This is a genomic window from Halorubrum rubrum, from assembly GCF_024494685.1.
GTDB classification, from domain to species: Archaea; Halobacteriota; Halobacteria; order Halobacteriales; family Haloferacaceae; genus Halorubrum; species Halorubrum rubrum.
In genome coordinates this window covers 75,389-88,336 of record NZ_JANHDM010000007.1, presented here as the reverse complement: position 1 = coordinate 88,336, position 12,948 = coordinate 75,389, and the positions used below count along the sequence as shown (strand labels likewise).

The 12,948-nt window shown below is 71.2% G+C and carries 14 protein-coding genes; 9 read left to right on the top strand and 5 right to left on the bottom strand.

Annotated elements, in window-relative coordinates:
• Positions 1 to 31 precede the first annotated feature (31 nt).
• Positions 32 to 631 (top strand): DUF5789 family protein, encoded by a 600-nt coding sequence (locus tag NO889_RS09190; RefSeq protein WP_256411962.1) that lies wholly within the window; start codon positions 32 to 34, stop codon positions 629 to 631.
• Positions 632 to 679: 48 nt separating this feature from the next.
• A complete protein-coding gene (locus tag NO889_RS09185; RefSeq protein ID WP_256411961.1) occupies positions 680 to 1,195 on the top strand; it encodes a Rieske (2Fe-2S) protein in 516 nt (171 codons plus the stop codon).
• A 27-nt stretch (positions 1,196 to 1,222) separates the two neighbouring features.
• On the opposite strand, the gene NO889_RS09180 is transcribed toward NO889_RS09185, so the two are convergent.
• Positions 1,223 to 1,663 carry a DUF5788 family protein gene (locus NO889_RS09180; protein WP_256411960.1) on the bottom strand — a complete coding sequence of 147 codons (441 nt, stop codon included), beginning with the start codon at positions 1,661 to 1,663 and terminating at the stop codon, positions 1,223 to 1,225.
• A gap of 148 nt (positions 1,664 to 1,811) precedes the next feature.
• Between NO889_RS09180 and NO889_RS09175 the strand changes: the two genes are divergently transcribed.
• Positions 1,812 to 2,555, top strand: a complete 744-nt coding sequence (locus NO889_RS09175) for a YkgJ family cysteine cluster protein (protein ID WP_256411959.1) — start codon at positions 1,812 to 1,814, stop codon at positions 2,553 to 2,555.
• A gap of 16 nt (positions 2,556 to 2,571) precedes the next feature.
• Here the strand turns inward: NO889_RS09175 and NO889_RS09170 are convergent, their stop codons facing one another.
• Positions 2,572 to 3,477 carry a dihydrodipicolinate synthase family protein gene (locus NO889_RS09170; protein WP_256411958.1) on the bottom strand — a complete coding sequence of 302 codons (906 nt, stop codon included), beginning with the start codon at positions 3,475 to 3,477 and terminating at the stop codon, positions 2,572 to 2,574.
• Between the two features lie 127 nt (positions 3,478 to 3,604).
• Between NO889_RS09170 and NO889_RS09165 the strand changes: the two genes are divergently transcribed.
• Positions 3,605 to 4,012 (top strand): TRAM domain-containing protein, encoded by a 408-nt coding sequence (locus NO889_RS09165; protein ID WP_256411957.1) that lies wholly within the window; start codon positions 3,605 to 3,607, stop codon positions 4,010 to 4,012.
• Between the two features lie 24 nt (positions 4,013 to 4,036).
• On the opposite strand, the gene NO889_RS09160 is transcribed toward NO889_RS09165, so the two are convergent.
• On the bottom strand, positions 4,037 to 4,552 hold the full coding sequence (locus tag NO889_RS09160; RefSeq protein WP_256411956.1) for a phosphate-starvation-inducible PsiE family protein: 516 nt from the start codon (positions 4,550 to 4,552) through the stop codon (positions 4,037 to 4,039).
• Between the two features lie 111 nt (positions 4,553 to 4,663).
• Complete coding sequence (locus NO889_RS09155; RefSeq protein WP_256411955.1) at positions 4,664 to 5,380, bottom strand: class I SAM-dependent methyltransferase; 717 nt, start codon at positions 5,378 to 5,380, stop codon at positions 4,664 to 4,666.
• A gap of 232 nt (positions 5,381 to 5,612) precedes the next feature.
• Between NO889_RS09155 and NO889_RS09150 the strand changes: the two genes are divergently transcribed.
• The 4 genes from NO889_RS09150 to NO889_RS09135 all read left to right on the top strand — a co-directional run bounded on the left by NO889_RS09150 (position 5,613) and on the right by NO889_RS09135 (position 8,124).
• Positions 5,613 to 5,885: a MarR family transcriptional regulator gene (locus NO889_RS09150; RefSeq protein WP_066414065.1), complete on the top strand. Its 273-nt coding sequence runs from the start codon at positions 5,613 to 5,615 to the stop codon at positions 5,883 to 5,885.
• Positions 5,886 to 5,957: 72 nt separating this feature from the next.
• On the top strand, positions 5,958 to 6,920 hold the full coding sequence (locus NO889_RS09145; RefSeq protein ID WP_256411954.1) for a glycosyltransferase: 963 nt from the start codon (positions 5,958 to 5,960) through the stop codon (positions 6,918 to 6,920).
• 77 nt (positions 6,921 to 6,997) lie between these two features.
• Positions 6,998 to 7,816, top strand: a complete 819-nt coding sequence (hisF, locus tag NO889_RS09140; RefSeq protein ID WP_256411953.1) for an imidazole glycerol phosphate synthase subunit HisF — start codon at positions 6,998 to 7,000, stop codon at positions 7,814 to 7,816.
• A gap of 125 nt (positions 7,817 to 7,941) precedes the next feature.
• On the top strand, positions 7,942 to 8,124 hold the full coding sequence (locus NO889_RS09135; protein WP_256411952.1) for a DUF7511 domain-containing protein: 183 nt from the start codon (positions 7,942 to 7,944) through the stop codon (positions 8,122 to 8,124).
• Between the two features lie 390 nt (positions 8,125 to 8,514).
• On the opposite strand, the gene NO889_RS09130 is transcribed toward NO889_RS09135, so the two are convergent.
• Entirely contained in the window at positions 8,515 to 10,602 is a 2,088-nt protein-coding gene (locus NO889_RS09130) for a DUF7997 domain-containing protein (RefSeq protein ID WP_256411951.1), read from the bottom strand.
• A gap of 104 nt (positions 10,603 to 10,706) precedes the next feature.
• On the opposite strand from NO889_RS09130, the gene NO889_RS09125 reads away from it, so the two are divergent.
• Positions 10,707 to 12,920: an alpha-amylase family glycosyl hydrolase gene (locus tag NO889_RS09125; RefSeq protein ID WP_256411950.1), complete on the top strand. Its 2,214-nt coding sequence runs from the start codon at positions 10,707 to 10,709 to the stop codon at positions 12,918 to 12,920.
• Positions 12,921 to 12,948: the final 28 nt, after the last annotated feature.

Below are 12,948 nucleotides of genomic sequence, written 5' to 3'. Positions count from 1 at the left end.
GGACTATCAGGCTCGAACCCGTAGATCGGGGATGGCAGACGACAAGAGCGGCCGGGACAAGCAGGCCCACGACGAGGAGCGACGCCAGCGCGAGCGCGAGATCGCCACGGAACTCGAGCGGGGCGACGAGGCCGAACCGCCGGTCGACGCCTCGGCGCTCGCCTCCTTCGAGACGGCGCTCGAATCGGTACCGTTCCCGGCGACGGGAGCCGAGATCGTCTCCGCGGTCGGCGACCGCGAGATAGCGTCCACCGGCGGCGCGTACGCGGTCGCGGAGCTTCTCCCGGACGCGGACGAGGAGACGTTCGACTCGCCCGCCGCGGTCGGGACTCGCGTCCAGCGACCGACGGTGGCCGCGGCGATGAAGCGAGTCGTGGAGGCGGTCGCGCGGCTCCCGAACGCCGAGACGAGCCGGTCACAGCGCGAGGCCTACGAGCGGACGTTCCGGGCGCTCGCGGAGGTCGACGGCGACGACGACGACGAGGGGATCGACGCGATCGCCGACTGGATCGTCGAGCGGACGGCCGAGACGGAGCGCGTTCCGGGCTCTCGGGACGTCCGCCGGCAGGCCGCGAAGTTCTGTCGGGAGAACGGGTACGAGGTCCGCGACGACGAGTGGCTGGGCGTCTGATCGGCTCGAACGCGCAACGTTCAAACCGGCCGCAGGCCACCGGTTCGTATGGACGCGGACCGGCGGATCGCCGCCCTCGACGAGGTGCCGGAGGACAGCACGCTTCTCGTGACGCTCCGCCCGGTCGACCCCGACACGGTCTCCGAGAGCGAGGGCGACGTGGGCACGAACGGGGACGTGGAGACGAACGGCGGCGTCGACGTTGACGACGCGGACGGCGACGACTCCCTCGAGGCCGAGGCGATTCTGATCCGGCTCGATGACGGCGTCTCCGCGTTCCGGAACTACTGTCAACACTGGACGGACGTGCGCCTCGACAAGGACGACGGCGCGTTCGTCCGAAACGGCGAGGTGTTCTGTCAGAAGCACGGCGCGACCTTCGAGGGCGGGACGGGCTACTGTAACTTCGGCCCCTGTGAGGGTGCGGTCCTCGAGGGGGTCGACGTGACGGTCGACGGCGACGCGGTGTACCTCGCGGACGACGCCTACGAGTTCGTCCGGCACGGGCCGAGCCGCCGCGACGACGACGCCGGCGATTCGCGGATCGACTTCACCGGGAACTGACGCGCCGGGAGCGGGCCGACGGACGGATCAAAACCGCGTGCGGCCGCCGCCGGCGTCCTCGCGGCCGAGCGCCTTCTTGAGGAAGCTCATCCAGCGCTTCCGGTCGGCCGCCTCCTGGCGTTTCGCCTCGGTCTCGGGGTCGGGCGCGTTCAGCCCCTCCAGCGCCTCCAGCGCCCGGTCGATCCCGATGATCGACGCCGCAAGCTCCTCGCCGCGCTCGTAGCTCACCTCGTTCCCCTCGATGCGCTCGAGCCGCTCGAGCCGCTCGCGGCGGAGGTTCCGCTTCGCCCGCTCGACGCGGTCGCGCTCGCCCGGCGGGACCGTCTCCCGCCGCTTGATCTCGAAGACGAACGACTGGAGGTCGATCGGGTCCCCCTGTACCTCTATCTCCTCCGGGATCCGCGCGCCGACCGTGGCCGCCTCGCGTTCGACGCGCTCGAGCAGTCCCTTCCGCTCGTACTCTCTCACGACCGGGCCGTAGGGAGCGGTCGCACTTCGCTCCTTCGCCGTGCACGCGCGGATCGTCAACGCGACGGCGGGGAGCCGGCCCGGTCGTGAGACGCCGAGTGCGACCGCGAGGAGGGAACGTTAACCCGATCGCGGCCCGATCGGGTGCATGGAACCGCTCGAGGCCGAACTCGACCGCGCCCGCGACCTCGACGTCGACGATCTGGCCGACGCGATCGAGTCCATCGGCTTCGAGTGTACGCGCTGTGGCGGCTGCTGTACGGGGTACGCCCCCAACGAGCCGGGAGGTGCGCCGGCCGGCGAGGGAGCGGACGAGGGCGAACCCGACCGCGAACCGCACACCGCGACCGTCTTCCCCGACGAGGTCCGCGCGGTCGCCGACGCCGCGGAGGACGCCTTCGGCGAGGCGTACGACTGGCGCGACGTGGCTCGCCCCATGCCGTACGGGCTCGTCGAGCGCGAGGACGGCGAGCCCGCGGGCGAGACTTTCGAGTGGGCGCTCGCGACCGACGACTGCGGCGACTGTACCTTCTACGAGGAGTCCGGCGGCCAGGGAGCCTGTACCGTCCACGACTCGCGACCGCTCATCTGTCGCACCTACCCCTTCAGCGTCGCGCTCGGCGGGACGAGCCAGCCGATGGGCGAGGCGGTCGATGGCGAGGGGATGGTCCGGGCCCACGAGTGCGAGGGATTGGGTCGCGACATCTCGCGGGCGGACGCCGAGTCGCTGGCGGCGGCGCTCAAGGAGCGGGCGGTCCGGGAGCTGGAGGAGGCGATCGCGGTGCGGGACGGCTACGACCCGACCGCCGCCGAGCGGGCCGACGGCGACGTCGTCGTCTTCGACTCCGAGGGGCCGAAGGAGGCGGACGGGACGCCGATCGGCGGGAAGTGAAGCCGGCTCCAACTCCTCACACCGCGTCCAGCGCCGCGTCGACGTCGTCGCGGATCTCCTCGCGGGCGTCCGGGTCGGGGAGCGTCAGCGGCGGGCGGACCGTCGGGTCCGGGATGAATCCGCGGTGGGCGGCCGCGACCTTCGTCGCGGGCGCGAAGCCGTGCTCGCCGCACCGGTCGAAGAGCGGGACGATCCCCCGACGGTGGAGCCGCAGCGCGCGGTCGTCGTCGCCGGCGCGGATCGCGTCACCCATTGCGACGAACACCTCCGGAATCACCTGCGAGAGCGCGTGGATCCCTCCGTCGACGCCGAGGGAGACGCTCGGGTACAGCTGGGAGTCGAAGCCCTGGAAGACGGTGAACGAGTCCGGCGTCGCGCGGATCTTCGCGTCCACCGCCGAGACGTCGCCGGTCGTGTCCTTCGCGCCGACGACCGAGTCGTGGCGGGCGAGGTCGGCGAGCACGTCGGGATCGATCGCCTCGCCGACCGTCGACGGGATGTCGTAGAGGAAGACCGGCAGCGGCGCGTCGTCGGCGACGGCCTCGAGGAACGCCCGCTGGCCCGCGGGATCGGTCGAGGTGTGGTAGTAGGGGAGCGTGACGAGCCCCGCGTCGGCACCCGCGGACTCGGCGAACGCGAGGCGTTCGCGCACGCCCGAGACGGTCGTGTCCGCCGCGCCGGCGATCACGGGCACCCGCCCCTCGACCGCCTCGACGACCGTCTCGATCACGGTTCGGTACTCCGCGTCGTCGAGGCTGGCGAACTCGCCGGTGGTCCCGCAGGGGACCATTCCGTCGAGGCCGGCGTCCAGGAGCGTCTCCGTGTGGCTCGCGAGCGCGTCGGCGTCGACGCCGCCGTCGGCGTCGAACGGCGTCACGATCGGGGGCGAGACGGCTCCGTGGCGGAACTCCGGTCCGGGCATGGAGCCCGGTTCGGCGGGGCGTCACAAAGGCGTTCGTCCCCCCGCGGCGGTTGCCGGGAGCGAGGGCGGCGGCCGTCCGGCGGTACAACTATAGTAGCCGGTCTCGACGTACCGGTCGGAGTATATCATGGAAATCTCCGAGAAGCTCCTTTGTCTGTTCAGCGCCGACGTCCGCGAGGAGGACGGCGAGTTCGTCGTGGAAGTACCGCGCCGCGAGGTCGAGACCGGATCCATCGAGCCGGGCGAGACCTACCGGATCGCGCTCATCGAACGGGGCGGGACCGACGGCGAGACCGCCGAACGCGACGGTACGACCGCGTCCGCCAACGACGGCCCACAGCCGCCCGTCGAGCCCGGCGAGATGCGGTACGTCGAGATCGAGGATCTCGGCAAGCAGGGCGACGGGATCGCCCGCGTCGAGCGCGGGTACGTGATCATCGTCCCCGACACGGAGGTCGGCGAGCGCGTCAAGATCGAGGTGACGGAAGTGAAATCGAACTTCGCGGTCGGCGAAGTGATAGACGAAGACGTCTAAGCGGGCCCACGAGGCCCGCGCGCCTCACTCGTCCAGTAGCGCCGCGTCGCCCGACGCGGTGCGCTCGATCCAGAGGAGCGCGACGAGCGAGAGGATGATGACGCCGTACGCGCTGGCGGCGAGGAGGGCGTCCTGCGTGGTCGTGTACTCGCCGGTCCGGAAGATGATCGCCTTCCGCACCATCGCGATGACGCCCGTGTAGATCACCAGCCTGACGATCCGTCGGGTGTCGTCCTCGTTGACGTACGCGAGCACCGTCTGGTACACCTCGACGATGATCAAAAGCAGCAGGCCGGTGTCGATGAAGCCGATGACGACGAGCGGGTCGGTGATCGCCCCGCTCCGAACGGCTCCGACGATCTGGATGACGAGGTCGAACACCCCGACGGCGAAAAGCAGTGCGAACACCGTCGCGGCGGCCAGTTCGACGACCCGGACGAACCGGTCGACGAGGCTGGAGTACCGGTCCGAGAGGGGCGTGCGGTCTCGGTCCTCGGCCGGGCCGGGTCTCGGAGACGCCGGTTCGTCGTCGCCGCTCATGAACGACGGGAGGTACGACCGTCACGCGTATAGTCTGTGGGTCGATCGGTAGGGGTCGATCCGAACGGCGGGCCGGCGGCGACGGTTCCGCCCGTTTCTCCCTCCGCGACCTCACTCGGCTCCGACTCTGGCGTCCCAGTAGGAGACCGTCGCGACGTAGTCGCCGGGGACCGTGTCCCCGATCAGCTCGTCGACGGTTCGAAACGGTTTCGCGACGACGCTCGGGAGCCCGCGGTAGAAGCCGTAGGGCAACACGAAATCGTGTTCCTCGCCCGCGAGGGACATGTCGGCCTCTCCGAGGAGGTCGGCGACCTGTCGTTCCGAGTAGAGTCGCGAACCCATCGGGAGCAGCCACGTGTACAGCACCCGGAGGCTGCGGGCGTTGAACGTGTCGAAGAACACCTGATCGCTGCTCACCCGGCGAAGCTCCCGCATGAACTGGAGCGGCTCCTCCATCAGGTGGAAAAAGCGCATCGCGACCACCGAGTCGAAATGGTCGTCCGGAAACGGCAGTCTCGAGGCGTCTCCACGGAGGAACTCGACGGTGTCCGAGACGTTCGCCTCGGCCGCGTTCTCGCGGCCCTGCTCGAGCATCTCCCTGGAGATGTCGAGTCCGACGACGTCCGCCCCACGGTCCGCGAGCATGGTCGTGAACCGACCGGTCCCGCAGGCGACCTCCAACACCCGGTGGCCGTCGTCGATCGGTCCGAGCGCGGAGAGCACCGCCTCCTTCTCGCGTCGGTCGATGAGCGCCCCGCCGCCCGAAAAACGGAGGTCCTCGTACTCCTCGGCGACCTCGTCGGCCTGATACCAGTCCTGACCCTTCACGTTGTCTCCGGTGGACGCCGAACGACCAAAACCGTACTGGATACGCGTCGCCGGCGATCGTCCCGATCGTCGGAAACGATCGCGTCGTCAGGGCCGTTCGCGCCGTCGGGGTGCTCGCCCGCGCCGTCCGGGAGAACGACGGCGACCGTGATATTAACACCTTATATAATAACGATCGTATACCTCCATATGTAGCCAACCTTTACCACCGATCGCGGATTTTTCCGGACGTATGAGTACCAGTCCCGTGGGGTCAGCCGATCAGGACCGTCTCACCGAGAACGAATACCGCGAGCGTCTGCGCGAACTCCCGCCGAGCGCCAAGCTCGTCGCGAAGGTCCTGGAGGGCGACGCCCCGCTCTCGCAGGGCGGCCTCGCCGAGGAGTCGCTTTTACCCGACCGCACCGTCCGCTACGCGCTCAATCGCCTGGAGGAGGAGGAGCTCGTCGACTCACGCTACAGCTTCAAGGACGCCCGCAAGCAGGTCTACTTCCTGACGGTCTAGCTCGATTCCGCCGCGCGAACCCGCCGTCTCACCACGGAGCCCTTTTTTATCCTCGGCCCGATGGACACGCGTATGGACCTGTCGGTCGTCGTCCCGACGCTCAACGGCCGGGACCGGTTGGCCGCCTGCCTCGACGCGCTGGCGGCGCACGCGCCCGACACGGAGGTGATCGTCGTCAACGGCCCGTCCGCCGACGGCACGACGGGGATGGTGCGCGACCGCGACGACGTCGACGTGCTCGTGGAGATCTCGGACCGGACCGTCAACGTCGCCCGCAACGCCGGCATCGAGGTGGCGAACGGCGACGCGGTCGCGCTGGTCGATTACGACAACCGGATCGGCGAGCCGTGGCTCGAGGGCGTCCGCGAGGGGCTCGATCGCGCCGACGTGGTGACCGGGCCGGTCCGCAAGAACGGGTCGAGGACCGACGGTGACGACCGGGAGGCCGAGGACGGCGACGGAGGGAGCGACCGAGGCGACGACGGCTCGGAGCGCCGTCGGATCGCGGGTCGGGAGGTGACGTACTTCGCGGGCGGGAACGTCGCGTTCCGGCGGGAGGCGCTGCGGGACCTCGACGGCTTCGACGAGTACCTCCGGATCGGCGGCGCGCGGGACGCCTCCCACCGGCTCGCACGGATGGAGCGCGAGGTCGTCTGGCGCTCGGAGGTCGCGGTCGTCGAGGAGCCGCCGAGCCCGACCGCGGCCGACGGCGGCCGGACCGCCCGCGAGTGGGGCTGGAAGTACCGGGCGCTCGCGTACCGGCTCGCCAAGAACTACGGGATCCGCCCGACGACGCTGGTTCGAACCGGAAAGCACGCGGTCACGGACGCGGCGTCGGTCGCCCGCGACGTGGTCCGCGGCGAGGGCACGCCGTCGGGGTGGGTCGCGAACGGCCGCGACGTGGTGGCCGGGATCGTCGCCGGCGGCTCCGACGGGCTGGTCGCGCGAGCACGGGACCGGACCCCCGCGCGAAACCCCAACGGCATCTCGACACGCGCGGACCGCGCGGTGGCCCGGTACGACGCGCGCGAGTGAGGCACGCGATCGACGGGCGAGAGTCGATTCCGTCCCCGCGGCTTTTAATTCCCGCCGCCGCCAACGTCCGCCAACGAATGGGACTCACGAAGCGGATCATCCCCTGTATCGACGTCGACCTCGACGACGACGGCGACGCCGCCGTCTACACGGGGGTCAACTTCGAGAACTTAGAGTACACCGGCGACCCGGTCGAGCTGGCGAAGAAGTACAACGCCGCCGGCGCGGACGAGTTCGTCTTCCTCGACATCACCGCCAGCGCCGAGGGGCGCGAGACGATGCTCGACGTGGTGAACGCGGTCGCGGACGAGTGTTTCATCCCGCTCACGGTCGGCGGCGGCATCCGGACGAAAGCGGACGTCAAGGAGACGCTTCGTGCGGGCGCGGACAAGGTGTCCATCACGACCGGAGCCCTGGAGCGACCCGAGCTCATCGAGGAGGGCGCGGCCGCGTTCGGCTCCCAGTGTATCGTCATCTCCGTGGACGCTCGACGCCGATACGACGACGCCGGCGACCACTTCTACGAGGACGACGACGGCGAGGAGGTGTGGTTCGAGTGCACGAAGAAGGGCGGCCGCGAGGGCACCGGCATCGACGCGGTCTCGTGGGCGAAGGAGGCCGAGGAGCGCGGCGCGGGCGAGCTGTTCGTCAACTCCATCGACATGGACGGCACGAAGGACGGGTACGACATCCCGCTGATGACGGCGGTGTGCGAGGCCGTCTCCACGCCCGTCATCGCCTCCTCGGGTTGTGGCGGCCCCGAGGACATGTACGAGGTGTTCACCGAGGCGAACGCCGACGCCGGGCTCGCCGCGTCCATCTTCCACTTCGGCGACTACTCCATCGAGGAGACGAAGGAGTATCTCCACGAACGGGGCGTTCCGGTCCGTCTGTAGGGATCGAAATCGGACGTTCGATCAGTCTTCCATCGAATAGCGTGGTTCCAGCGGATCAGTCGGCCGATCCGCTCCGATGGAGACGAACCAACAGCTATTATCCGATGGAACATGAACTATCATGTATGTCCACGTCACCGATGCGTGTTCGCGGCGAGCCGGAGATCGTCTGCCGGTCGGCGGCGGATGAGGAGTCCCCGGACGCCGAGGTGACGTTCTTCGAGGCGGATCGGGACCCCGACGAGCGGACGACCCGATGGATCACGGTGCGGGCGGCCGACTGCGTGCCGCGCGAGGAGTGGCGGTAGGCGGTTCGGTGCGGTCGATTTATTACGGTGAACCTCATCAAAGCCCCAGCCGCGAGGACGCCGCAGGCGATGTAAGCACCACAGGGAGTGAGCGAAGCGAACGACCGAGGAGCACAGCGAGCGTGCGGCGTCCTCGCGGCTGCCCCTTTGAGTCCCACCCCGCACCGCCCCGCCCCGCACACCTCCCCAACATCGTCGCCGGACTACGTCCGGCTGCCAGAGGCGCGTAGTGCCTCGCTGCTGCTCGCGCGTTCCACGCGCTCGCAGCGTCCAGCGAGAATCAAAGATTCTCTGGCAGCCGGCGGCGAAGCCGCCGGCGACCTCGCGATCGGGTTCGCGGGTGCTGCCGCACCCGCTCACCGGCGCGCCACCGCAGAGTCCCAGGATCGGTCAGTCGTCGGCGGGAACGGGCTCGGCCGCCAGCATGTCGTGTTCGTCGAGCAGTCCGACCGTCGCCAGCCGGATGGCGTGGGGCCACCCGAGCGGCGTGGCGCTGTCTGGCGTCCCGTCGTCGAAGAACTGTTCGGGGAGATACCCGGTCGGCTCACACAGCGATCCGTCCGGCGAGACGAGCCCGAGCAGGTCGCGGGCGCGCTCGGCGAACCGCTCGGCCCGCGGGTCGTCGTGGGCGTCGAGCAGCGTCGAGAGCTCCCCGCAGGCGTGTGCGCCCCACGCGGTCGAGACAGTCCACACCTTCTCCGCGGGCTGGTCGCCGCGCCGCCAGCCGTCGCCCTCGTAGCGGAACAGCCCCGATATCCCGTCCGTCTCGCGGGTCAGCCCGTCGACGACGCGATCGACGTGTGAGACCAGCCGGTCGAGCCGCTCGTCGTCGACCGCGCCACCCGCGTCGGATTTCGGGCCCCCGAGCGCGTCGTACGTACGGTGCGCGCTCGCGAGCGCGAGCGTCGCGGAGTCGAGCCGGTCGTCGAGGTCGCCGTGGACCGTCTCGCGGAGCGCGTAACAGCCGCGGTCGGGGAGCCAGAGGTCGTCGAGCGCGTCGTACACCTCGCGGGCGCGGTCGCGGGCGTGGCCGGCGGGGTCCGCGTCGAACCGGTCGTCGTCGGCGAGCCCCTCGCCGTGGCGCGCCAGCGCGCCGTACGCCTCGAGGAACGTCGCCGTCGTGTGCGTGAACCGGCCGATCGAGTCCTCCCAGGCGTTCTGACAGGGCACCGGGCGGCCGTCGTCCGCGAGCGTCGAGTCGAGGCTCGCGAGCGCGTCGACGAGCGTCGCGTCGAGCCCGTCGACCTCGACCTCCGCCCCTCTCGCCCGCGCGAGGAAGGCGATGACGCTGCCGGTCTGGTCGGCCTGGTAGTCGACGTCGGGGCCGTCCTCGATGCGCGCGTTCGCCCAGCCGGGCGCGAGCGACCCGTTTCGCGGCCACACCCGATGGGGCCAGGAGCCGTCGGGGCGCTGGGTCTCGACGTACATCGCGGCCGAGCGGGCGTGCCAGTCGTCGAGCCCCAGCCCGAGCCGGTCGTCGGACTCGAGGAGGAACGTCGCGATCTCGGCGTCGTCGCGGAACCAGGTGTAGCCGTACCCGCCCGAGTGCTGGTAGTGCGGGTCGAAGTCCGGCCCGGCGATCCGTAACCCCGTCTCGGCGGACAGAAACGACAGCACCCGCAGGTCCGCGACGACCGACTCGCGTTCCGGGACGGAGGCGGGCACCGTCGGGGTCGTGTCGGCGGCCGCGGCCGCCAGCGCCTCCGGGGAGTCGAACTCCGCGAACAGCGTGTCGAGGCGGCTCCGGGCCTCCTCGCGAGTCGTCTCCGAGCGGTCCGAAAGCAGCGTGCCGAGAGTCGTCGCGCCGTCCTCGAAGGGAGCCTCGACGACGATCTCCCCGGAGAGCCGCTCCTCGTCGTAGCGGGCCGCGTCGCGGTCGCGGGGGAGGTCCATCGGCGCGTCGTCGAGGACCTCGGGGAACGTGGGCGGGAGCTGGCCGCGGCGGTCGGCGAGGCCGGTTGCGCTCGCCAGGAAGTCGTGTTCGTCGGCGTGGTACACCTCGACCGCGTCGTCGTAGCGGAGCTGCCCCACGCGCTCGTCGCGCCCGTCGGGGGCGAACGCCGCGTACGCGACGAGCGCGAGGTCCTCGACGTCGACGCCGGCGTCCGGGGCGGGGTCGACGGTCGCGCGCGTGAGGTGGGCGTCGCCGACCGCGAGGTCGTACCGGCGCACGGTCGCGCGGTCGGTCTCGTGGACCGTCTCGACGAGCGGCGCGTCGTCGACGTAGCGCTGTCGCGAGCGGGAGGCCTCGAACCAGGTCACGTCGCCGGCGAGGGCGAGGCCGAACCGCGAGCGGGTGAGCCCGCTCTTTCCGGTGAGCGGGTACCCGAAGTCACGGAGCCCCCCGTCGAGCGCGACGTGGACGAGCCGGCCGTCACCGCCCGTGAACCGGCCCTCGACGGTGCGTCGCTCACCCGCGAAGAGCCGCTCGTGGCCCGCGTGTCGCTTGTAGTCGTCGAGCGCGTCGCGTAGTTGCATCGGTCGCCGGGACGTGCCGAACGGGAATGAATCTTTGGTGAAATTATCAATCACGGTTTTTCGTGTCGGAAACGTTCAAGCGCGTCCGTGCTCGGGTGAGGGGTATGCACGAGCCCGGCCCGCCGCGGGCGACGAGCGTCGGGCGGCCGGTCGAGTTGGCCCCACGCGACCCGGACCCGTCGGCACGCTACGAGTGGAGCCTGCTCGAGGCACCCGCCGACCGCGACCCCGACGAACGGCACGCGGCCGTCCTCGAGCCCGGCGAGACCGGCCGCCCCGACGACCCGGTCGTCCACCTCGCTCCGGACGCGCCGGGAACGTACGTCCTGCGACTCGACGCTCCCGACGGGACGCACCGCCAGCGCGTCCGGGTCTTCCCGGACGAGCGTCGCGAGACGACGATCCGCGTGCCGGCGAGCGACCTGCCGGTCGACGACGACGCGGTCGATCGGGTCTCGCTGCTGTGGCGGCACAACGACCGGCTGCTGGCGCGCGACCGACCGACGCGCGAGGGCGACGAGTGGGTCTACCGGACCCGCGTCCCGCCGGGCCGTCACGGCGTCGGGGTGGTCGCCAACGACGACCGCGCCAACGAACGCCGCGTGGTCCACGCGGTCGCGGGACCGGGCCGTCCCCGGCTCTCGCTCGACTGGCGGGTTGAGGACGGGAGCGGCGACGAGACCGGCGGCGGCGACGCCGCACGCCGCCTCGTCGTGACCGCCGACGTCAGCGTCCCGCCGGACTCGGAGACGGGTCCCGAGGACGTGGAGGTGACCTTTCTGGTCGACGACCGGGACGCGGACCCCGAGGCCGTCGAACGGATCGAGGGGCGTGCGGAGGGGCACACGCTGTCGGTTCCGCTCGACGAGCTCGAGGCGAGCGGGGCGGCCGGCGACGAGACCGGAACGGACGACGGCGGGCTCCGGATCCACGCCGTCCCGCACGCGGAGCGGCACGGCGCGGCGGCGACCCTGCGGCTCGGTCGCGACGCCGACGGGGAGCCGACGGCCGCCGACCCGCACGCCCGGCCGGCGTGGGCCGAGTCGCCGACGGTGTACGAGGCGTACGTCCGCTCCTTCGCCGGCGACACGCTCCCGACGACGTTCCGGGAGATCGAACGCAGGGTCGAGTACCTGGAGGGCCTCGGGATCGACGCGCTCTGGCTGACGCCCGTGCTCGCCTCGCCGACCGAGCACGGCTACCACGTCACCGACTACTTCGAGACGGCCGACGACCTCGGGTCGCGGGCGGCGTTCGAGTCGCTGGTCGACGCCTGCCACGACGCCGGGATCCGGGTCGTCTTCGATCTGGTGATCAACCACACCTCCCGCGACCACCCGGCGTTCCAGCTCCACTCGGCCGGCGTCCCGGCCTACGCCGACCGCTACCGTCGGGCCGACGCCGCGGTCGACGTGGCGGGGGTCGACTGGGCGGCGCTTCCCGCCGGCGACGTCCCCGAGTACCGTTTCGACTGGGAGCGGATCCCGAACCTGAACTACGACGACCCGGCCGTCCGGGCGTGGATGCTGTCCGTCGTCGACGAGTGGGCGGCCGTCGTCGACGGGTTCCGCGCGGACGTGGCCTGGGGCGTCCCGCACGGGTTCTGGAAGGAGGTCGCCGACCGCGTCCCGGAGGACTTCCTGCTCCTCGACGAGACGCTTCCCCACGACCCCTTCTACGGCGAGGGCGAGTTCGACCTCCACTACGACACCTCGCTGTACGGGACGCTGAACGCGGTCGGCGCGGGACGGGAGTCGGCCGACGCCCTGGCTGACGCGTTCGACCGCGCGCGGTGGCTCGGCTTCGGCGATCCGAGCGCGCAGCTGCGGTACGTCGAGAACCACGACGAGGACCGCTACCTCGCGTCCCACGGCGAGGGGGCGCTACGCGCGGCGGCCGCGGCGACGTTCACGCTCCCCGGCGCGCCGATGGTGTACGCGGGCCAGGAACGCGGCAACGAGACGACCCGCGGACCGCTCCGGTGGCACGACGGGGACAACGCGCTCACCGCGTACCACCGTCGGCTCTCGGCGCTCCGGGACGCCGAGCCCGCGCTTCGGTCGCGGACGGTCGACTTCGCGGCCGGTCGCGCGGCGGTCGAGGTCGTCGGCGGCGATCCGGACCGGGTGACCGCCTACGAGCGGACGGTCGACGGGGAGGGGATCGAGGGAACCGCCGCCGCCAGGCTGCTCGTCGTGGTGAACTTCGCGGACGCGCCGGCGACCGTCGCGGTGCCGGACCGGGTCGACCGGGATCTGTTCGCGGACGAGCGCGTCGACGAGGAACTCGTCGTGGAGAGCGTCGCCGTCCTCGCGTGAGAGGTTCGAACGCTCCCGCCACCGACCG

Bases quoted from the DNA above. Each gene is read 5' to 3' on its own strand.
- NO889_RS09175 (WP_256411959.1), top strand. From the start codon at position 1,812: ATGGAACCGCTCGAGGCCGAACTCGACCGCGCCCGCGACCTCGACGTC.
- NO889_RS09185 (WP_256411961.1), top strand. From the start codon at position 680: ATGGACGCGGACCGGCGGATCGCCGCCCTCGACGAGGTGCCGGAGGAC.
- NO889_RS09165 (WP_256411957.1), top strand. From the start codon at position 3,605: ATGGAAATCTCCGAGAAGCTCCTTTGTCTGTTCAGCGCCGACGTCCGC.
- NO889_RS09145 (WP_256411954.1), top strand. From the start codon at position 5,958: ATGGACCTGTCGGTCGTCGTCCCGACGCTCAACGGCCGGGACCGGTTG.
- NO889_RS09130 (WP_256411951.1), bottom strand. From the start codon at position 10,602: ATGCAACTACGCGACGCGCTCGACGACTACAAGCGACACGCGGGCCAC.
- hisF (WP_256411953.1), top strand. From the start codon at position 6,998: ATGGGACTCACGAAGCGGATCATCCCCTGTATCGACGTCGACCTCGAC.
- NO889_RS09170 (WP_256411958.1), bottom strand. From the start codon at position 3,477: ATGCCCGGACCGGAGTTCCGCCACGGAGCCGTCTCGCCCCCGATCGTG.
- NO889_RS09160 (WP_256411956.1), bottom strand. From the start codon at position 4,552: ATGAGCGGCGACGACGAACCGGCGTCTCCGAGACCCGGCCCGGCCGAG.
- NO889_RS09150 (WP_066414065.1), top strand. From the start codon at position 5,613: ATGAGTACCAGTCCCGTGGGGTCAGCCGATCAGGACCGTCTCACCGAG.
- NO889_RS09125 (WP_256411950.1), top strand. From the start codon at position 10,707: ATGCACGAGCCCGGCCCGCCGCGGGCGACGAGCGTCGGGCGGCCGGTC.
- NO889_RS09190 (WP_256411962.1), top strand. From the start codon at position 32: ATGGCAGACGACAAGAGCGGCCGGGACAAGCAGGCCCACGACGAGGAG.
- NO889_RS09135 (WP_256411952.1), top strand. From the start codon at position 7,942: ATGTCCACGTCACCGATGCGTGTTCGCGGCGAGCCGGAGATCGTCTGC.